This is a genomic window from Streptomyces koelreuteriae (genome assembly GCF_018604545.1).
GTDB classification, from domain to species: Bacteria; Actinomycetota; Actinomycetes; order Streptomycetales; family Streptomycetaceae; genus Streptomyces; species Streptomyces koelreuteriae.
In genome coordinates this window covers 3840610-3859174 of the sequence record NZ_CP075896.1, presented here as the reverse complement: position 1 = coordinate 3859174, position 18565 = coordinate 3840610, and the positions used below count along the sequence as shown (strand labels likewise).

Genomic DNA, 18565 nt, shown 5'->3' with positions numbered 1-18565 from the left:
GCTCGGCCGGCCCCGCACCGAATCCGCCCACCCTCCCGGCCGGCCTGGTGGTATCACGAATCGGAAGTGCTGACCCATGCCGAGAACCCGACCGTTCGACGACCTGCCCGGTTGCGCGATGGAGGCGACCGTCAAAATCATCGGCGGCAAATGGAAAGGCGTCATCCTGTTCCATCTGCTCGACGGCACCAAGCGGTTCAACGAGCTCCAACGCCAGATGCGCGGCATCGCGCCCCGGCCACTGACCCGGCAGCTCCGCGAACTCGAAGAAGACGGTCTGGTCGAGCGCACGGTCTACCCGGTCGTGCCGCCCCGGGTCGAGTACTCCCTGACCGAGGAGGCGCGGTCGTTGGAACCGCTGCTGCTGGGCCTGAACGAGTGGGGTGAGCAGTGGTTGTCCCGGCGCGGTATCACCCTGCCGACGACCGGATCCGAGTGACCGGTGAGCCCTCGCCGCGCGCCACCGCGAACCGCGTGCGCCCCGGCGACCAGCGCCTCACCGGGATACCCCGGATATCCCGGTTGACGAGGACTACCACCGCGGGTTGGCTGACCCGATGTCCCGCCTACGTATAGAGAAGGTGGACGGCGGCGACGCCACGGTCCACGACTGGCAGTACGTCCACAACCTCGTCATCCCCACGCACCACCGGTCGCTGGACGAGGTGCGCGAACGCTCCCGGCACAATGTCCTGGAGGTCGCCTACCTCGACGGGACCGTGATCGGATGCACGACGGTTCGCCCGCCCACGAGCGGGACACCCACGAGCGAGGCACCCGTGGCGGCGACTGTCATCGCTCGCGTCCTCCCCGACCACCGTGGCCAGGGTTTCGGTGGAGAGCTCTACGAGCGTGGTCTCGCGCAGGCGAGGGAACTCGGCGCCGAGGTCATCGAGACGGTGGTCCTGGCATCCAATACGGACGGCCTCCGCTTCGCGCGGCAGCGCGGATTCGTGGAGATCGACGAGTATCTGCTGCCGGGCGAGACGATCCCCTGGTTCGATCTCCGGCTTCAGCCCGACGAGACCACTCGCTGAACCACCGGCACCGTCATCCGATCCTCATCTCGTAGCGCAGTTGCTGGCGCTGGGCCGGCATCACCATGCGGTCGACCTGGATCGGCCGGTCGTCGCGGTCCAGGGTGAGCCGGGTGAGGCGCAGGACCGGCTCCGTCGGTGCGAGCCGCAGGGTCTCTCGCTCCTCCTCCCCGGGCAGGCCCGCCGTGACGTCCTCCCTGATCAGCGCACCGACATGCCCCAACTCGGCGAGCAGCGTGACGGCTCCGCCGCGGATCTTCGCCGTTCCGGCGAGCGGGGTGCCCCGGGCGATGCCGACCGGGTAGTAGGTGTCGGTCAGCTCGTTCGGCTCGTCGTCGAGGAGGATCAAACGGCGCCGTACGACGACGGGTTCGGCGTCGATGATGCCGAGCAAGGACGCGACCTCGGCGGGCGTCGGCACCTCTCCGGCACGGATGATCCGCTGGGATCCTCGACGCCCCTGAGCCGCCGCGTCCGCGCTCCAGGCATCGCCCTGGCCCCGCTCGCGCGGCGTCACGTACGGCATCGACGTGCTGATCCACTTGCTCGCGCTCACGGTGTCCTCCGGTACAGCTGAAGATGCCCCGACGCGCCATCAGCCTGCGGGGCCATGATCACTCGCCCGGTGGCAGCTCCAGACCACGCGTTACTTCAGACTGCCTTCAACCGCCTCGAAGATGCCTGAGTCGGTCTCCTTCTGCCAGTCCGGCAGCTCGGGCCAGTCGGCAACGTACCCCGGCTTCGGATCCTCGAAGTGCTTGAACATTTGCGCCGTCCAGCACAGGGCGACGAAGCGGCCCTTCTGCTCGCGTGACAGTCGTGAGGCGTGCCCGCCGCTCAGTTCGATGAAGTGGCGCACCTGTTCGTACACGGCGCCCGCGGCCTCTCGTTCCCACTCAGGCGTTTCATCCCACGGGGTTACGTAGCTCGGCTTCGGCTCGCCAGGGAAGTGCTCTCGCACTCCAGCGATCCACGCCTCGCGAAAGACTCGCGCCCCCTCGGTCGTCATGCCATCCCCTCTCGTCATGCCGTCAGGGTGCCGATCTCGGCCTTCAACTGAGCGATACGCGGGTCGCGCCCAATGGTGCCCAGCTCGGCAGTCAGGGACTGGAGTCTACGGGCGACGTAGCCGGACCCGGAGTCCCGAGCCAGCCGCAGGGCTTCGAGGCCGTACTCCATGACCTGCTCCGGGTCCTTCCGCTTGGCGCCGATCGCGGCCAGATCGACGAGGACCGCGCCCCGGCGCCGGAAGGAGTGACCCGCAGCCAGGGGCGCGAGCTTCAGCGCATCCTTCAGGGCCGTCTCGGCCAGGCCCAGACGGTTGAGCTGCAAGTACCGGGCTCCTCGCTCCTCCGCGAGGCGCGAGCCGTCGAAGCGCAGCCAACCCCCCTTCGACGCCTGCCCGCTGATCTCGGCAACCTTCTCGGCCTCGTCCAGGGCCTCCTCGCAGGCATCAAAGTCACCGAGCCAGGCGAATGCTTCAGCCTGGACGGCCGCAGCCCAGTGCTTGGTCGCAAGACTGCCGTCCCCATGTTGGGCGATGCGACGCGCGGCCCCCAGGGTCTCGGCGGCGAGTCGGTAGCGACGCTCGGAGAGGTCGACGTAGGCGTTGCGAATCAGGGCGCACGCCCACAGGTCGTAGGCGCCGGCCTCCTTGCTCGCACTGGCCGCCAGTGAGTACGAGGCGGTGGCATCGTGATACCGGTTGGAGTCGAATGCCAGCTCGCCCGCCAGTTGGAACAGTTCACCTGCCGCGATGCACAGCGAGCCTGTAGGTGCCCGCCCGTCGCGTAGCGCGTTGTTCAAGGCCGTGAGTTGTGACTGCACCACGGGATACACCGAGTGCTTTGCGCGGGCTAGCTGGTAGACCTGCCACAAGTGGCCGTTCATGCGCTCGAAGCCATCGGCGTCGGGCTTCAGGGCTTCCGCCTCGCCCGTGGGTATGGAGGCGACCGCACCTGACACCGCCATATGGCGCAGAAACTCACGTCGGATCATCTCGTCTGGATCCCCTGGGGCGTGGTGGGCACTCGACGCTAACCGTTCGGTCTTCGGCAGCACATCGCTCGGGGTGAGCAAGGCGTCGAGTTCTTCCAGGTCCATCTGTAGCACCTCAGCGACCTTGGGCCGCTGGGGAGGCTGGGGCCTGGATTCGCCCCGCTCCCATCGGCCTACGGTGCGCCGGTCGACGCCCACTGTGAAGGCGAACCCCTCTTGGGTCAGACCCAGAGCCCTACGCCTGTCGGCGATGCTCATGCTGGCCCCCATCCCCGGATCTTGCCGCGCTCAACCGTGACACCCGTCCCATGTCCCAGAGATGTCCCAACACTGACCCATGAACGCCGTGGTCCGCACGCCTCTCGCGCGGAACGCTGGTCTCCAACCGGTGGAACCGCCGTCAGCCAGCGAGGGACACGCCGTGAAGACCGAGACGAGCAGACTTGAAGCGACACGAGCGACCGAAGACGGCGTATCGATCGACGTCGCGCTGATCAAGGACAGAACCGACGCCGCCCTCTCCGCGAGGCTGGGCACTTCTACTCGCGACGAGATCGACGCCAAGACGCCGATGCTGATCGGACACCTGAACATTCTCCTCGGCGAGGAACTGGGCGCCGACGAGGACGACCTGGTCATGCAGCAGTTCCACAAGGCGTACAAGCTGCTCGATCTGAAGAACCGCCCCACCCCGGAAGCCCCGACGTTCGCGGCCTACTTCTACATGCGAGAAGTCGCCGACCTGACGCGCAGGCTGCTGTGGATCTACACCCAGAGGAGCGGGACGGGTGCGGCGTGAGCCTCAACGTCGGTTGATTTTCCAGGGGCTCATGATTCTCGGCTCCGTCACGGTCATGTCCGTCTACCGGCGATTGACCGAATGATCTTCCGTCCCCGAGGTGGCCCCGGCCTGCATCTCTCGGGGCGGAGTCGGCGCCCACCCCGGCCGGGAAACAGGAAGGCCGGGCCGGGGTGGGTCAGCAAGTGCACCACGGCGCGGAGACCGCATCTTCGCACGGCAGTTGCACCAGAGAGGACTACCCGATGGACGGCAATCTCTACACCCTGCCGGTGAGCGGCATCGAAACGACGAACTTCTGCGGCGGGCCCTGTACCGAGGGATGCGTCGACTTCGCCGCGATCCCCGGCGCCGCAGACTCCTTCGTGGTCCGCGACTCCAAGCCTGAGGGCGCCGGTAAGGAGCTGCGGTTCACCGCCACCGAGCTGGACGACTTCGCCCTCGGCTGGGTGAAGAAGCGGAGTCTGACCGCCTGATCCTGCTACACCTCCCATCTCCTGGCGGGTCGTCCTTCACCTGGGCGGCCCGCCCTGTGCTCACGGAAGGCGCGCATGAGCTGGACTGGACACTTTCACGGCTTCGGCCCGTGGATCGGAGCGACCGACAGCTACCACCGGGAAGGCGACCGGCGACCCGCGCACCCTGTCCCTCCAACGCCCCCTGCCTCCGACGACGACATCACGGCCATCCGCCTCATCGACAGGTACCGCGAGGTGACCGCCGAGTTCCCGGTGACCAACCTTCCGCCGATGATGTCGGGCCATTGGCTCATGAAGCGAGGCCAGGCCAACCGTGAGCGCACGTGGACCGACTCCACGGCCGCTCTCGACTGGATGGTCAAACACTTCCTCGACAACAGGCCGATGGAGCGCGAGGACGGGCGGCGGGCGTATGTGGACCTGGACACGAAGCGCGAGTACGCACGGGATGTCCTACCGGTCGGCGTCGACGTGAGCTGGGTCTATTACAACCGGTCAGGCAACATCGTCTCGCTCAACCTTGTGTGCTGCCCGAATCGGCACCACCCCGCCCTCACGTGTCCGCTCATGTGATGCTGCTTGGCTACCCGGGGAGGTTGCGAACCTCCAACACCCCTACCGACGCCCACACCCTGCGCACAGCCTTTCAGCTCCTCCGTCACTGCTGCCCTCCGATGGGAACAGATGCCATGACCGACCTGCTTCGCCGTCTCGTCGCCTGGGTGGGCCTTTCGTGCATGCCACGCAGGGCGTGCAGTCACCCGTTACGCCGACTCCACCCCGCGACCGGCGCTTCGCTTTCGGCTTGCCCTCCTCTGCCCGCGCTTCGCAGCCCCTACGGTGTGGACACCTTCCTCGACGGTGCCTCCACCAACGCGGTACGCCCCTACCTCGTAGCTCACGAGCGCATGGAGGCCGCCCGATGAGCGGACTCCCTCACCGCACGCTCCGGCTCCTGCCCTGGACCAGCCCCGAGGCCAAGCCGTGCTTTCTCATCACTGACGAAGGCGGCGGGCTCGTATCCCGTCTGGCCGACATCAGGGAAGCAACCCAGCTCGACATGGCCGACCGACTCCTCGCCCACGCCGACGACCTGCTCCCCACCGCCACCGAGGCCCAACTCCGCTTTCTCGCCGAGCGTCTGGCAGAGACCCTGCGGGACATCCTCCGCGTCGCCGAGAGCAGGGGGCGGACGACGTTCGGCGACGGGTCTTCGGAGCGGTCCCGATGAGGCCTGCCGAGCAGCCGTCCGCGTCGCCCGAGTGCACTCTCGCCACCCGCCCCGGCTACCAGGACCTGCACGCCGACTGCCGCCAGACCAGCGACCTGCCCCTGCCCTTCGCGCTCGGCATCCTGCTCCAGCGCCGCTGCGGATGCCTGTGCCACGGGGCCCAGCCGTAGAGCCGTAGACACACCGACGCCCCCTGCCCGACACGCGGACAGGGGGCGTCAGAGACAGCCGTAACGACGAGTTACTTCACCGGCTCCGGCTCCGGCGCGCTCGTGGAGTCCGACGTTCCCGCCGGCGGCTCGCCGCCGTCGTCGGTGTCGTCGTTGCCGTCGGAGACCTCCGCGGGGACCGGTGTCTTGACGGAGTCCAGCAGGAGCTGGGCCACGTCCACGACGGTGATCGACTCCTTGGCCTTGCCGTCGTTCTTCTTGCCGTTCACGGAGTCCGTGAGCATGACGAGGCAGAACGGGCAGGCCGTGGAGACGATGTCGGGGTTGACCGACAGGGCCTCGTCGACGCGTTCGTTGTTGATGCGCTTGCCGATGCGCTCTTCCATCCACATCCGGGCACCACCGGCACCGCAGCAGAAGCCGCGCTCCTTGTGGCGGTGCATCTCCTCGTTGCGGATGCCCGGGACGCTGGCGATGATCTCGCGCGGGGGCGTGTAGATCTTGTTGTGGCGGCCCAGGTAGCAGGGGTCGTGGTAGGTGATGATGCCCTCGACCGGCGTGACCGGGATCAGCTTGCCCTCGTCGACGAGGTGCTGGAGCAGCTGGGTGTGGTGGATGACCTCGTAGTCGCCGCCGAGCTGCGGGTACTCGTTGCCGAGCGTGTTGAGGCAGTGCGGGCAGGTCGCGACGATCTTCTTCGCGGACTTGGGCTTCGCCGACTCGGGCGTCACCTTGCCCTCGTCGTCCATCTCCTCGCCGAACGCCATGTTCAGCGCCATGACGTTCTCCATGCCGAGCTCCTGGAACAGCGGCTCGTTGCCCAGGCGGCGGGCGGAGTCACCCGTGCACTTCTCGTCGCCGCCCATGATGGCGAACTTGACGCCCGCGATGTTCAGCAGCTCGGCGAAGGCCTTCGTGGTCTTCTTGGCGCGGTCCTCGAGGGCGCCCGCGCAGCCGACCCAGTACAGGTACTCGACCTCGGACAGGTCCTCGATGTCCTTGCCGACGACCGGGACCTCGAAGTCCAGCTCCTTCAGCCACTCCAGGCGCTGCTTCTTCGCCAGGCCCCAGGGGTTGCCCTTCTTCTCCAGGTTCTTGAGCATCGTGCCCGCCTCGGACGGGAACGAGCTCTCGATCATCACCTGGTAGCGGCGCATGTCGACGATGTGGTCGACGTGCTCGATGTCCACCGGGCACTGCTCCACGCAGGCGCCGCAGGTGGTGCAGGACCACAGGACGTCCGGGTCGATGACGCCGTTCTCCTCCAGCGTGCCGACCAGCGGGCGCTCGGCCTCCGCCAGGGCGGCCGCGGGGACGTCCTTCAGCTGCTCCTCGGACGCCTTCTCCTCGCCCTCCATCGTCTTGCCGCCGCCGGCCAGCAGGTACGGCGCCTTGGCGTGCGCGTGGTCCCGCAGGGACATGATCAGCAGCTTGGGGGAGAGGGGCTTGCCCGTGTTCCAGGCGGGGCACTGCGACTGGCAGCGGCCGCACTCGGTGCAGGTGGAGAAGTCCAGCAGGCCCTTCCACGAGTACTGCTCGACCTGGGAGACGCCGAAGACGTCGTCGTCGCCCGGGTCGGTGAAGTCGATCGGCTTGCCGCCGGACGTCATCGGCTGCAGGGCACCGAGGGCCGTGCCGCCCGTGGCCTCGCGCTTGAACCAGATGTTCGGGAAGGCGAGGAAGCGGTGCCAGGCCACACCCATGTTGGTGTTGAGCGACACCACGATCATCCAGACGAACGAGGTACCGATCTTGATCATCGCGACCAGGTAGACCAGGTTCTGGAGCGCGGCGACCGACAGCCCCTTGAAGGCCAGGACCAGCGGGTACGACGCGAAGTACGACGCCTCGTAGTGGTCGACGTGGTGGAGCGCGCCCTCCAGGCCTCGCAGCACGTAGATCGCCAGGCCGATGGTGAGGATGACGTACTCGACGAAGTACGCCTGGCCGGCCTTGGAGCCCGCGAAGCGGGACTTGCGGCCCGGGCGGCTCGGCAGGTTCAGCAGGCGGATCACGATGAGCACCGCGATGCCGAGGATGGTCATCACGCCGATGAACTCGATGTACAGCTCGAACGGCAGGAAGGTGCCGATGACCGGCAGCACCCAGTCGGCCTTGAAGAGCTGGCCGAAGGCCTGCGCCAGGGTCGGCGGCAGGGTCAGGAAGCCGACGGCGACGAACCAGTGCGCGAAACCGACGATCCCCCACCGGTTCATGCGCGTGTGCCCGAGGAACTCCTTCACCAGGGTCACGCTGCGCTGGTAGGGGTTGTCGGTCCTGGTACCGGCGGGGACCGGCTGGCCCAGCTTGAAGTACCGGACGAACTGGCCGATCGCGCGTGCGAGCAGCGCGACGCCGACCACGGTCAGAACCAGCGACACGATGATCGCGGCGAGTTGCATGGGGGCTCCTCGGGCCTGCGAGGGGTTTCTGTCGGGACCCTCTCCGTTTCAGAGGGTTCCCGAAATTACTAAGCGGTAACTTATGCAGTCCGTCTGAGACTACCCCTATCCTCCGCCGCACTGTAGCCGGGTGGGGGGTGATCTGAATCGCTGAGGGTTGCCTCAGAAACCGTTCATCCGGAGGCGGGATCCGGTTGCGATCCACTGGGGATCCGGTCGTGTTATTCGTACCGAAATGTCATAATCCCGCCTAACTTTATATCCGTGCTCTACGGGATCGCTGCCGCCGCCATCGCTCTCCTGCTCACCGCCCTGCTCGCCGCCCTCCTCCGGACGCCCGCCCGCTGGTCGCGTCTGGTCGACCGGCGGCGGCAGCGGGAGGTGCCGCTGTCCGGGGGCGTGGCCGTCGTGATGGTCACCGGGGCGGTGGTGATCGCCTACGGCTGGGTCGAGGGCGTGCCCGTCGGGGGCGAGGTGCGCGAGCTGCTCGTCGCCGGGGGCGCGGTCGCCCTGCTCGGGCTGGTCGACGACGTGTGGCGGCTGCGGCGGCGGGTGCTGTTCGCCGGTACGGCCGTGGCGGCCGCGTGCGTCGTGCCGTACGGGGAGACGGGTGTGGGGACCGGGCTGCTGGCCGTCGTGTGGGCCGCGGGGCTGAGCCTGGGGTTCCGGGGGGTCGATCACGCCGACGGGCTCGCCGGGACCGTGGGGGTCGTGACCGCGTTCGGGGTGGGGGTCTGCGCGGCGGTGGAGGTGATGGACGGGATCGCCGTACTGATGAGCGTGCTGGCCGCCGCGCTGACCGGGTTCCTCATGCACAACTGGCATCCGGCCCGGGTCGGGCTCGGGGCGTGCGGGGCCATGCCCGCGGGGTTCGTGATCGCCCTGGGGGCCGTGTACGCGCGGGCCGGGTCCGGGCTCGGGGAGAGCGCGGGGGTGCTGTTCGCGCTGACCGCCCTGGTGTGCGCCGACGCCGGGCTGGTGCTGTTGTCGCGGCGGATGGCCGGGCGGGCCGTTCTGCGCGGCGGCCCCGACCATCTGGCGCACCGGCTGCGGCGGCTCGGGCTGACCGCGCCGGGGGCGAGCCTGCTGCTGGGGGCCGGGGCGTTGTCGGGGGTGACCGTCGGGGTACTCGCGCACGCCGGCTGGGTCGGCGACGACGCGCTGTGGTGGGTGGCGGGGGCGGCACTCGTCGTCGTCCTCGGTGTGTCACGCGTCTCGATGTACTCCTCCCGAGGCCCCCGGGCTCCCCGGCGTGAGATGTCGCCGCAGGTCAGAGCCCCGTTGCGTGTAAGGAACGGATAAGAGTTGAGTGAGGTCGACTCACCTCTGTTGACCGGTCGGGGGCGGTCGTGCACACTTGAGTCCGTTCCACTCAAGTCAGCTGGAGGAATCAACCATGGCACGTGCGGTCGGCATCGACCTGGGCACGACTAACTCCGTCGTCAGCGTTCTGGAGGGCGGCGAGCCCACCGTCATCACCAACGCCGAGGGCGCCAGGACCACGCCGTCCGTCGTCGCCTTCGCCAAGAACGGTGAAGTGCTCGTCGGAGAGGTGGCCAAGCGCCAGGCGGTCACGAACGTGGACCGGACCATCCGCTCCGTCAAGCGGCACATGGGCACGGACTGGAAGATCGAGCTCGACGGGAAGCCCTTCAACCCGCAGCAGATCAGCGCCTTCGTGCTCCAGAAGCTGAAGCGGGACGCCGAGTCCTACCTGGGCGAGAAGGTGACCGACGCGGTCATCACCGTCCCGGCGTACTTCAACGACTCCGAGCGTCAGGCGACGAAGGAGGCCGGCGAGATCGCGGGCCTCAACGTCCTGCGCATCGTCAACGAGCCCACCGCGGCCGCTCTGGCGTACGGCCTCGACAAGGACGACCAGACCATCCTGGTCTTCGACCTCGGTGGCGGTACGTTCGACGTCTCGCTGCTGGAGATCGGCGACGGCGTCGTCGAGGTGAAGGCCACCAACGGTGACAACCACCTCGGTGGTGACGACTGGGACCAGCGCATCGTCGACTACCTGGTCCAGCAGTTCCAGTCCGGCCACGGCGTGGACCTGGGCAAGGACAAGATGGCCCTGCAGCGTCTGCGCGAGGCCGCCGAGAAGGCGAAGATCGAGCTGTCCTCGTCCACCGAGACCTCGATCAACCTGCCCTACATCACCGCCTCCGCCGAGGGCCCCCTGCACCTCGACGAGAAGCTCACCCGCGCCCAGTTCCAGCAGCTGACCGCGGACCTGCTGGAGCGCTGCAAGACGCCGTTCCACAACGTCATCAAGGACGCCGGGATCAACCTCTCCGAGATCGACCACGTCGTTCTCGTCGGTGGCTCCACGCGTATGCCCGCCGTCGCCGAGCTGGTCAAGGACCTGACCGGCGGCAAGGACGCCAACAAGGGCGTCAACCCGGACGAGGTCGTCGCCATCGGCGCCGCCCTGCAGGCCGGTGTCCTCAAGGGCGAGGTCAAGGACGTCCTGCTCCTCGACGTCACCCCGCTGTCCCTCGGTATCGAGACCAAGGGCGGCATCATGACCAAGCTCATCGAGCGGAACACGACGATCCCGACCAAGCGGTCCGAGATCTTCACCACCGCCGAGGACAACCAGCCCTCCGTGCAGATCCAGGTCTACCAGGGCGAGCGCGAGATCGCGGCGTACAACAAGAAGCTCGGGATGTTCGAGCTGACCGGTCTGCCCCCGGCGCCCCGCGGCGTCCCGCAGATCGAGGTGTCCTTCGACATCGACGCCAACGGCATCATGCACGTCACGGCGAAGGACCTCGGCACCGGCAAGGAGCAGAAGATGACCGTCACCGGCGGCTCCTCGCTGCCGAAGGACGAGGTCGACCGCATGCGCCAGGAGGCCGAGCAGTACGCGGAGGAGGACCACAAGCGCCGCGAGGCCGCCGAGTCCCGCAACCAGGGCGAGCAGCTCGTCTACCAGACCGAGAAGTTCCTCAAGGACAACGAGGACAAGGTCCCGGGCGAGATCAAGACCGAGGTCGAAGAGGCCGTCAATGAGCTGAAGGAGAAGCTCAAGGGCGAGGACTCGGCCGAGATCCGCACCGCCACGGAGAAGGTCGCGGCCGTCTCGCAGAAGCTCGGCCAGGCCATGTACGCCGACGCGAACGCCGCGCAGGCCGACGGCGCCGCCGGAGCCGGCGCGGGTGCCGGTGCCGGTGACGCCAAGGCCGACGACGACGTCGTCGACGCCGAGATCGTCGACGAGGACCGGAAGGACGGTGCCGCGTGACGGAGGAGACCCCGGGCTTCGACGAGCAGCAGCCCGACGTCCCTTCCGGCGCCACCTCCGATGACGCCGAGCCGAAGGCCGCCCCCTCCGAGGAGGCGGCGGCCCCGGCCGGGGACACGGGACAGGACGTGGCCCTGGTGGCCCAGCTGGACCAGGCCCGCACGGCGCTCAATGAGCGCACGGGCGACCTCCAGCGCCTCCAGGCCGAGTTCCAGAACTACCGCCGCCGGGTCGAGCGCGACCGGATCGCGGTCAAGGAGATCGCCATCGCGAACCTCCTGACCGAGCTCCTGCCCGTGCTCGACGACATCGGCCGCGCACGCGAACACGGCGAACTGGTCGGCGGCTTCAAGTCCGTCGCCGAGTCGCTGGAGAGCACCGCGGCCAAGATGGGCCTGCAGCAGTTCGGCAAGGAGGGTGAGCCCTTCGACCCGACGATCCACGAAGCCCTGATGCACAGCTACGCACCCGACGTCACCGAGACGACGTGCGTGGCGATTCTGCAGCCCGGGTACCGGATCGGCGAGCGCACCATCCGCCCCGCGCGGGTGGCCGTGGCCGAACCCCAGCCGGGGGCACAGACGGTCAAGGCGGACGAGTCCGCCGACGCCGACGACAAGGAGAGCGGTGGCCCGGACGAGGGCTGACGTCATCACGGACGACAGGAAGGAGGGGCGTCGAGGATGAGCACCAAGGACTTCATCGAGAAGGACTACTACAAGGTCCTCGGCGTCCCCAAGGACGCCACCGACGCCGAGATCAAGAAGGCGTACCGGAAGCTCGCCCGCGAGAACCACCCGGACGCCAACACGGGAAACGCGAAGGCGGAGGAGCGCTTCAAGGAGATCTCCGAGGCCAACGACATTCTCGGCGACCCCAAGAAGCGCAAGGAGTACGACGAGGCACGCGCCCTCTTCGGCAACGGCGGCTTCAGGCCGGGGCCCGGCGGAGGCGGCGGCTCCTTCAACTTCGACCTGGGCGACCTCTTCGGAGGCGGCGCCCAGGGCCAAGGACAGGGAGCCGGCGGCTTCGGCGGCGGGATCGGTGACGTCTTCGGGGGCCTGTTCAACCGCGGCGGTACGGGCGCGGGGACGCGCACGAACCCGCGGCGCGGCCAGGACATCGAGTCCGAGGTCACGCTCAGCTTCACCGAGGCGATCGAGGGCGCGACGGTCCCGCTGCGCATGTCCTCGCAGTCGCCCTGCAAGGCCTGCTCGGGCACCGGCGACAAGAACGGCACACCGCGTGTGTGCCCGACCTGCGTCGGCACCGGGCAGGTCGCCCGGGGCAGCGGCGGTGGCTTCTCCCTCACCGACCCCTGCCCGGACTGCAAGGGCCGCGGCCTGATCGCGGAGCACGCCTGCGAGGTCTGCAAGGGCAGCGGCCGGGCCAAGTCCTCGCGGACCATGCAGGTGCGCATCCCCGCGGGCGTCAGCGACGGCCAGCGGATCCGGCTGCGCGGCAAGGGCGCGCCCGGTGAGCGGGGCGGCCCGGCGGGCGATCTGTACGTGGTCGTCCATGTCGACGCCCACCCGGTGTTCGGCCGTAAGGACGACAACCTCACCGTCACCGTCCCGGTGACCTTCGCCGAGGCCGCCCTCGGCGGCGAGGTCCGGGTGCCGACGCTGGGCGGCCCGCCCGTCACGCTGAAGCTCCCGCCGGGGACGCCCAACGGCCGCACCATGCGTGCCCGGGGCAAGGGCGCGGTCCGCAAGGACGGCACCCGCGGGGACCTTCTGGTCACCGTCGAAGTGAGTGTTCCGACGGACCTGACGGGGAAGGCTCGTGACGCGCTCGAGGCGTATCGCGAGGCGACTTCGGGTGAGGATCCGCGGGCGGATCTGTTCCAGGCCGCGAAGGGAGCATGAGTCAGATGGACGGTCGTCGGCGCAATCCGTATGAACTGACCGAGGAAACCCCGGTCTACGTCATCTCGGTGGCGGCCCAGCTGTCCGGCCTGCACCCCCAGACCCTGCGCCAGTACGACCGCTTGGGCCTGGTGTCCCCCGATCGCACCGCCGGCCGGGGCCGGCGTTACTCGGCCCGCGACATCCAACTGCTCCGTCAGGTGCAGCAGTTGTCGCAGGACGAGGGCATCAACCTCGCGGGCATCAAGCGCATCATCGAACTGGAGAACCAGGTCGCCGCGCTCCAGGCCCGTGCGGCCGAGCTGCAGAACGCGCTCGACGGCGCGGCGGCGGCGATGCGCCAGCGCGAGGCGGCGGTGCACGCGTCGTACCGCCGCGACCTCGTGCCGTACCAGGAGGTACAGCAGAGCAGCGCGCTGGTGGTGTGGCGGCCGAAGCGGCAGCAGTCGGACTGACCCACGCGTGAGCCAGAGAAAGGGGCCGGGAGGCGACTCCCGGCCCCTTTCGCGTGCCTTGGACCCCTTTCGCCGGTTCTCCCGTCGATGAGTGGCCCGTGCAGGGAAGTTGGAGATGATTCCGCAGAGTCTTCACAACACTCGCGGAGCGTGGTGTTGTCATCTCGTTAAGTGCTTCCGCTTGACGCTGGGGGCCGCGTCCGCGTTGGCTTTTCAGTCACATGGGCCACAAAGCTGTGCCCACGTCCGAATCACACGTGAAGTGAGCTCCCGACATGCGTCGTCGTATCTCCATATCCGTGGCCGCGGCCGCGATGTCCGTCACGCTCGCCGGGTGCGGCGCGCTCAACGCGACGGGGAGCAGTGACGACGCGAGCCCGGCCAAGGGCAACGACATCACGGTGGGCCTGCTGCTCCCGGAGAAGGCGAACACCCGGTACGAGAACTTCGACTACCCGATCATCAAGACGAAGGTCGAGTCCCTCACCAACAACAAGGGCCGCGTCGAGTACGCCAACGCCGAGGCGAACGCCGACACCCAGGCGAGCCAGATGCAGAAGATGATCGACGACCGGGTCGACGTCATCCTGCTGGACGCGGTCGACTCCCAGGCCATCGCGAGCGGCGTCAAGAAGGCCAAGGAGGCCGGCATCCCGGTCATCGCCTACGACCGGCTGGCCGAGGGCCCGATCGAGGCGTACATCTCCTTCGACAACGAGCTGGTCGGCGAGGTCCAGGGGCGCACCCTGCTGGAGGCCATCGGCGAGGACGCGAGCCTCTCCGACAAGATCGTCATGATGAACGGCTCGTCGACCGACCCGAACGCCAAGCAGTTCAAGGCGGGCGCGATGTCCGAGCTGAACGGCAAGGTGACGATCGCGCAGTCCTTCGACACCAAGGACTGGAAGCCGGAGAACGCCGAGGCCAACATGGCCGAGGCGATCCAGGCGATCGGCAAGGACGACATCGCCGCCGTCTACTCCGCCAACGACGGCATGGCCGGCGGCATCGTCAAGGCGCTGGAGGCCGCGGGCGTGAGCGACCTGCCGCCGATCACCGGGCAGGACGCGGAGCTCCAGGCGGTGCAGCGGATCATCGCGGGCGAGCAGTACATGAGCGTGTACAAGTCCTACCCGCAGGAGGCCGAGAACGCGGCCGAGATGGCCGTGGCCAAGGTCCAGGGCCGGGACATCCAGTTCGCCGCCCTCACCCGCGACAAGGTCGACAGCCCCACCCACAAGGCCATCCCCGCCCAGCTCGTGCCCGTGGTCGCGCTGACGAAGGGGAACATCAAGGACACGGTGGTCGCGGACGACATCTACAAGCTGTCGGACATCTGCACGGCCAAGTACGACGCGGCGTGCCGGGCGATCGGCCTGAAGTGACCCGGTGAGCCGCTTCGTGGGTACGAGCGGCTTCGCGCGTACGGAGCCGCTCAGCCCCGGCGGGCCGCCGCGCGCTCCGGCGCTCCCGGTGTGCCGGCCCGGCCCGGCCGTCCGGCCAGGGTGATCACCCGGAGCAGCCACTCGGCGGGCCCGTGCCGGTGGCGCCTGGTCCACACCGTGCTGAGGGCGAGCTGCAGCGCGTACACGGCGCCCGCGAGCAGCAGCACGGCCGCCGGGCCCACCTGCCCGTAGAGGGACAGCCCGTACGCCGTGGCCACGAACATCATGATCAGGGACTGCCCGAGGTAGTTCGTGAGCGCCAGGCGCCCCGCCGGGACGAACAGCCGCCGCACCCGGTCTCCCCACGACGAGCGCAGCAGGAGCAGCAGGAGGCAGGCGTACGCGGCCGACAGGGCGGGTGCCGTCAGCATGCCGACGCCGATGCCCAGGAGTTGCCACCGGGCGTCCAGCGGACCGTCCGCCGCGGAGGCGAAGAAGAGGGCGCCCGGCACTCCGACGGACAGGCCGACGGCCGTGATCCGCAGCAGTCGAGCGCGGTCCGCCCCGCCGGCCGCGAGCAGGCGCCGCTTCCCCGCGGCCAGGCCGAGGAGAAACGCTCCGAGCACGCCCGGAGCCATGAGGAGGGAACCGAGGAGCGCCTCGGGCAGCCGGTCCAGGTTCTCCTGGACGACGGTGCCGGGACTGCCGCGGTAGGCGGCCACGGACTGCGCGATCGGCCGGTGCGACGGGGGCTCCTCGTCGTCCACCTGGGTGGCCAGCGCTCCCAGTGCGGTGAGGACGACGACGTAGACCCCGTAGATCCAGGCGGCGGCCTTCACGGCGGTGGCCGGGCCGATCCGGCGTGCGCCGAGCAGGACCAGGCCGAGGAGGCCGTAGGTCAGCAGGATGTCGCCGCTGTACAGCAGGATCGCGTGCGCCAGTCCGAGCAGTACCAGACCGAGGGAGCGGCGCAGAAAGCGCGCGGTGGGGTTTCCTCCGTCCCGCTCGGCGGCGGACTGCTGCAGGGTGAAGCTGTAGCCGAAGAGGAACGAGAACAGCAGGTAGAACTTGGTGGTCGCCAGCGCCGTCACCAGCCGGACGGCGGCCTGGTCCCACACGGGCGCGTCCGGCCGGCGCATCCCCTCGGTGACGTAAGGGTCCATCATCTGGGCGCTGTTGACCACGAGGATGCCCAGCAGGGCGAAACCCCGCAGCGCGTCGACAGCGGGCAGACGCCGGGGATCCACCCCGGTGTTGACGGTCACGGGGCCTCCGAGATGTCCGTGGACGGGGCCGGCCGGGACCGCCCTCACAGAGGGTCACACGCCGGCTGCGCCCGCACCAACCCCCTCGTGATTCAGCAGCCCGTGAGGGGGCGTATTCGGCGTCAAAACGGCTGGAAAAGGGCCTTGGGTGCGGGGGAGCCGTGTTGCGGAGCAGGGCCGGTCCGCGCATAGTTGCGCTGCGGAAAGACGGCGACCGGGGGTGGGATGCGCGATGGCCGGGCACGGGACGGACGAGCATCCACACGGTGCTGACCGACTGTGCGAGGCCGGGGATCGCGTGTATTCCCGGGCCGTACGGCGGGGCCGCGTGCCGCGCGGGGACGCCGAACCGGTGCCCTGCCTGCTGGAACTCGCCCTGCTGCACCCGGACCCCGACGACATGGACTGGCTGGTGCCGACCTCCCCGCAGGAGGTCATGACCCGGCTGCTGCGCGAGATGTACGACGAGGTCAGCGCCAGTCAGCAGCGGGTGGGTTCGGCCGTGTCCGCCGTCGAGTGGTACGCCGGTCTCGGCCGCCGGGTACGGCCCGTCCCGCCGGCGGGCGAGGGCCCGGCGATCCGGGTGCTGGACGGGCTCGCCCGGATCCAGGCCGCGATGGACGAGGCGACCCAGGCCTGCACGACCGAGGTGCTCACCGTCCAGCCCGGCGGCATCCGGCGCGAGGCGGAACTCTCCGAGGGCCTGCACCGGGCGACGGCCCTGCGCGGCCGCGGCGTGCGCATGCGGGACCTGTACACGCATGTCGCCCGGCACGGGCAGGGGCTGCTCACGTATCTGGAGCTGATGGGCGACGCGGTGGAGGCGCGCACGCTGGACGAGGTGATCGACCGGCTGATCCTCTTCGACCGGACGGTGGCGTTCATTCCCGCCAACACCGACCGCACGATGGCCCTGGAGCTACGGCACCCCGCGATCGTCGAGTACCTGGTCACGGTCTTCGAGCGACTGTGGCGCCTGGCCACCCCGCTGACCGCCCCGCTCCCCGAGACCGGCATCGAGGGCATCTCCCACCGGGAGCAGTCCATCGCGGCGCTGCTGGCGGAGGGCCACCAGGACGCGGTGATCGCGGAGCGGCTGGGGATCAGCGTACGGACGTGCCGGGCACACATCGCACGGCTGTCGGAGACGCTGGGCGCGGCCAGCCGTACGCAGTTGGGCGTCCGCATCGCCCAGGCGGGCCTGAACGGCCCGCCGCGCTCCGCCTCGTCCCTCAGGCTTCCCGGTCGAGAATCCCCGAGCGTCCGATGAGAAACCCGAGCTGCGCCCGGCTCTGACTGCCGAGCGTCGCCGCGAGCTTGGCGATGTGGACGCGGGCGGTACGGATGTTCATGCCGAGCCGGTCGGCGATGACGGCGTCGGTGTGGCCTTCCACGAGGAGGGCGGCGATGGCGTGCTGGCGGGGGGTTACGCCGTTGAGGGAGGGCTGGGGGAGCGCTTCGGGGAACACCGGTGTGGCCAGGCGCCAGAGGCGGTCGAAGGCGGTGGCCAGGTAGCCGACGATGGCCGGGTGGCGGATCTCCAGCGCGAGGGCTCCCTCGGTGTCGGCGGGGAGGAAGGCGATCGCCCGGTCGACGACGATGAGCCGGTCGGTGACCTCGTCCAGCGCCCGCGCCTCGATGTCGCCCGTCAGCCGTTCCTGGTGCGCGACGGTCAGGGGGGAGTGCCGGAGGGTGTGCTGGTAGAGGGTGCGGATGCGGCCCCCGCGGTCCAGCAGCGCCTGGTCGCGGCTCGTGGCGACGGCATAGGCGGCCTCGATGCGGTCCCTGGTGATCCTGGCGCGGGGCTGGACGGTGAGCAGCTCCCGGGACGCGTCCGCCATGGCCTCGGTGATGGCCCGGTTGATCCGCTCCTTTCCGCTCAGGAGCGTCAGCGTCGGGGTGCCGGCCGCGGCCGGGTCGTGCCCTGGGGCGGCCAGCAGCGGTCCGAACGTCTCGGCCAGCCGTTCCTCGCGGCGCCGTTCGCTCGCGATGCGTTCCCCGGAGATCCGCAGCAGACGCCGCAGGGCGACGGCCGGCACCACGGGCTCCAGCCGGTGGAGGTCGTCGACGGCGGGGTGCAGCAGTCCGAAGTCCAGCAGACAGGGCGTGGCGCGGGCCGCTTCGGCGGGGACGTGCCCCTCGCGCAGGGCTCGTTCGTACAACTCCCTCCCGGCGGGGCACAGTTCTTCCGCGTCGTGCGTGGGGTGGGGCACCGAGGTCACT

20 protein-coding genes are annotated in these 18565 nt (G+C 69.2%); 14 read left to right on the top strand and 6 right to left on the bottom strand.

All coding sequences use genetic code 11. The annotated features are described in order from the left end of the window. Window positions 1–76 precede the first annotated feature (76 nt). Window positions 77–439, top strand: coding sequence for a winged helix-turn-helix transcriptional regulator (locus KJK29_RS17220; protein ID WP_285439953.1), 363 nt, complete (start codon window positions 77–79; stop codon window positions 437–439). A gap of 118 nt (window positions 440–557) precedes the next feature. Next, window positions 558–1037, top strand: a complete 480-nt coding sequence (locus tag KJK29_RS17215) for a GNAT family N-acetyltransferase (RefSeq protein ID WP_215120048.1) — start codon at window positions 558–560, stop codon at window positions 1035–1037. 13 nt (window positions 1038–1050) lie between these two features. Here the strand turns inward: KJK29_RS17215 and KJK29_RS17210 are convergent, their stop codons facing one another. From KJK29_RS17210 to KJK29_RS17200, 3 genes are all read right to left on the bottom strand, one after another. Next, on the bottom strand, window positions 1051–1593 hold the full coding sequence (locus KJK29_RS17210) for a GntR family transcriptional regulator (RefSeq protein WP_215120047.1): 543 nt from the start codon (window positions 1591–1593) through the stop codon (window positions 1051–1053). 90 nt (window positions 1594–1683) lie between these two features. Next, window positions 1684–2046, bottom strand: coding sequence for a hypothetical protein (locus tag KJK29_RS17205; RefSeq protein ID WP_215120046.1), 363 nt, complete (start codon window positions 2044–2046; stop codon window positions 1684–1686). Window positions 2047–2060: 14 nt separating this feature from the next. Further along, window positions 2061–3293: a helix-turn-helix transcriptional regulator gene (locus tag KJK29_RS17200; protein ID WP_215120045.1), complete on the bottom strand. Its 1233-nt coding sequence runs from the start codon at window positions 3291–3293 to the stop codon at window positions 2061–2063. Window positions 3294–3456: 163 nt separating this feature from the next. Between KJK29_RS17200 and KJK29_RS17195 the strand changes: the two genes are divergently transcribed. From KJK29_RS17195 to KJK29_RS17175, 5 genes are all read left to right on the top strand, one after another. Continuing rightward, window positions 3457–3834 carry a hypothetical protein gene (locus tag KJK29_RS17195; RefSeq protein WP_215120044.1) on the top strand — a complete coding sequence of 126 codons (378 nt, stop codon included), beginning with the start codon at window positions 3457–3459 and terminating at the stop codon, window positions 3832–3834. Between the two features lie 245 nt (window positions 3835–4079). Then, a complete protein-coding gene (locus KJK29_RS17190; RefSeq protein WP_215120043.1) occupies window positions 4080–4310 on the top strand; it encodes a DUF397 domain-containing protein in 231 nt (76 codons plus the stop codon). Window positions 4311–4547: 237 nt separating this feature from the next. Continuing rightward, window positions 4548–4886: a hypothetical protein gene (locus KJK29_RS17185; RefSeq protein ID WP_251057834.1), complete on the top strand. Its 339-nt coding sequence runs from the start codon at window positions 4548–4550 to the stop codon at window positions 4884–4886. 349 nt (window positions 4887–5235) lie between these two features. Beyond that, window positions 5236–5544, top strand: coding sequence for a hypothetical protein (locus KJK29_RS17180; RefSeq protein ID WP_215120041.1), 309 nt, complete (start codon window positions 5236–5238; stop codon window positions 5542–5544). After that, window positions 5541–5714, top strand: coding sequence for a hypothetical protein (locus KJK29_RS17175; protein ID WP_215120040.1), 174 nt, complete (start codon window positions 5541–5543; stop codon window positions 5712–5714). Before KJK29_RS17180 ends, KJK29_RS17175 begins: the two co-directional genes overlap by 4 nt. A gap of 71 nt (window positions 5715–5785) precedes the next feature. Here the strand turns inward: KJK29_RS17175 and KJK29_RS17170 are convergent, their stop codons facing one another. Then, a complete protein-coding gene (locus tag KJK29_RS17170) occupies window positions 5786–8116 on the bottom strand; it encodes a 4Fe-4S dicluster domain-containing protein (RefSeq protein WP_215120039.1) in 2331 nt (776 codons plus the stop codon). A gap of 264 nt (window positions 8117–8380) precedes the next feature. On the opposite strand from KJK29_RS17170, the gene KJK29_RS17165 reads away from it, so the two are divergent. The 6 genes from KJK29_RS17165 to KJK29_RS17140 all read left to right on the top strand — a co-directional run bounded on the left by KJK29_RS17165 (window position 8381) and on the right by KJK29_RS17140 (window position 15077). Continuing rightward, entirely contained in the window at window positions 8381–9418 is a 1038-nt protein-coding gene (locus tag KJK29_RS17165) for an MraY family glycosyltransferase (RefSeq protein WP_215120038.1), read from the top strand. A gap of 94 nt (window positions 9419–9512) precedes the next feature. After that, on the top strand, window positions 9513–11369 hold the full coding sequence (dnaK, locus tag KJK29_RS17160) for a molecular chaperone DnaK (RefSeq protein WP_215120037.1): 1857 nt from the start codon (window positions 9513–9515) through the stop codon (window positions 11367–11369). Then, window positions 11366–12016 (top strand): nucleotide exchange factor GrpE, encoded by a 651-nt coding sequence (gene grpE, locus KJK29_RS17155; protein WP_215120036.1) that lies wholly within the window; start codon window positions 11366–11368, stop codon window positions 12014–12016. The genes dnaK and grpE overlap by 4 nt, the downstream gene beginning before the upstream one ends. Window positions 12017–12052: 36 nt before the next feature. Further along, window positions 12053–13237 carry a molecular chaperone DnaJ gene (dnaJ, locus tag KJK29_RS17150; RefSeq protein WP_215120035.1) on the top strand — a complete coding sequence of 395 codons (1185 nt, stop codon included), beginning with the start codon at window positions 12053–12055 and terminating at the stop codon, window positions 13235–13237. Window positions 13238–13242: 5 nt separating this feature from the next. Further along, the gene (locus KJK29_RS17145; protein WP_215120034.1) at window positions 13243–13692 is read left to right on the top strand and encodes a heat shock protein transcriptional repressor HspR; all 450 of its coding nucleotides are present in this window, start codon (window positions 13243–13245) and stop codon (window positions 13690–13692) included. Between the two features lie 275 nt (window positions 13693–13967). Continuing rightward, complete coding sequence (locus tag KJK29_RS17140; RefSeq protein WP_215120033.1) at window positions 13968–15077, top strand: sugar ABC transporter substrate-binding protein; 1110 nt, start codon at window positions 13968–13970, stop codon at window positions 15075–15077. A 50-nt stretch (window positions 15078–15127) separates the two neighbouring features. Here KJK29_RS17140 and KJK29_RS17135 read toward each other — a convergent pair whose 3' ends face one another. Next, the gene (locus KJK29_RS17135; protein ID WP_251057833.1) at window positions 15128–16342 is read right to left on the bottom strand and encodes a DUF418 domain-containing protein; all 1215 of its coding nucleotides are present in this window, start codon (window positions 16340–16342) and stop codon (window positions 15128–15130) included. Between the two features lie 232 nt (window positions 16343–16574). On the opposite strand from KJK29_RS17135, the gene KJK29_RS17130 reads away from it, so the two are divergent. Beyond that, a complete protein-coding gene (locus tag KJK29_RS17130) occupies window positions 16575–17612 on the top strand; it encodes a helix-turn-helix transcriptional regulator (RefSeq protein WP_215120032.1) in 1038 nt (345 codons plus the stop codon). Here KJK29_RS17130 and KJK29_RS17125 read toward each other — a convergent pair. Then, window positions 17575–18564 (bottom strand): helix-turn-helix transcriptional regulator, encoded by a 990-nt coding sequence (locus KJK29_RS17125; protein WP_215120031.1) that lies wholly within the window; start codon window positions 18562–18564, stop codon window positions 17575–17577. The genes KJK29_RS17130 and KJK29_RS17125 overlap by 38 nt on opposite strands. Between the last annotated feature and the right edge of the window lies 1 nt (window position 18565).

Coding starts and splice junctions, on each gene's coding strand:
- KJK29_RS17175 (WP_215120040.1), top strand. CDS start 5,541: ATGAGGCCTGCCGAGCAGCCGTCCGCGTCGCCCGAGTGCACTCTCGCC.
- dnaK (WP_215120037.1), top strand. CDS start 9,513: ATGGCACGTGCGGTCGGCATCGACCTGGGCACGACTAACTCCGTCGTC.
- KJK29_RS17170 (WP_215120039.1), bottom strand. CDS start 8,116: ATGCAACTCGCCGCGATCATCGTGTCGCTGGTTCTGACCGTGGTCGGC.
- KJK29_RS17220 (WP_285439953.1), top strand. CDS start 77: ATGCCGAGAACCCGACCGTTCGACGACCTGCCCGGTTGCGCGATGGAG.
- KJK29_RS17200 (WP_215120045.1), bottom strand. CDS start 3,293: ATGAGCATCGCCGACAGGCGTAGGGCTCTGGGTCTGACCCAAGAGGGG.
- KJK29_RS17180 (WP_215120041.1), top strand. CDS start 5,236: ATGAGCGGACTCCCTCACCGCACGCTCCGGCTCCTGCCCTGGACCAGC.
- KJK29_RS17130 (WP_215120032.1), top strand. CDS start 16,575: ATGGCCGGGCACGGGACGGACGAGCATCCACACGGTGCTGACCGACTG.
- KJK29_RS17145 (WP_215120034.1), top strand. CDS start 13,243: ATGGACGGTCGTCGGCGCAATCCGTATGAACTGACCGAGGAAACCCCG.
- dnaJ (WP_215120035.1), top strand. CDS start 12,053: ATGAGCACCAAGGACTTCATCGAGAAGGACTACTACAAGGTCCTCGGC.
- KJK29_RS17140 (WP_215120033.1), top strand. CDS start 13,968: ATGCGTCGTCGTATCTCCATATCCGTGGCCGCGGCCGCGATGTCCGTC.
- KJK29_RS17215 (WP_215120048.1), top strand. CDS start 558: ATGTCCCGCCTACGTATAGAGAAGGTGGACGGCGGCGACGCCACGGTC.
- KJK29_RS17190 (WP_215120043.1), top strand. CDS start 4,080: ATGGACGGCAATCTCTACACCCTGCCGGTGAGCGGCATCGAAACGACG.
- KJK29_RS17205 (WP_215120046.1), bottom strand. CDS start 2,046: ATGACGACCGAGGGGGCGCGAGTCTTTCGCGAGGCGTGGATCGCTGGA.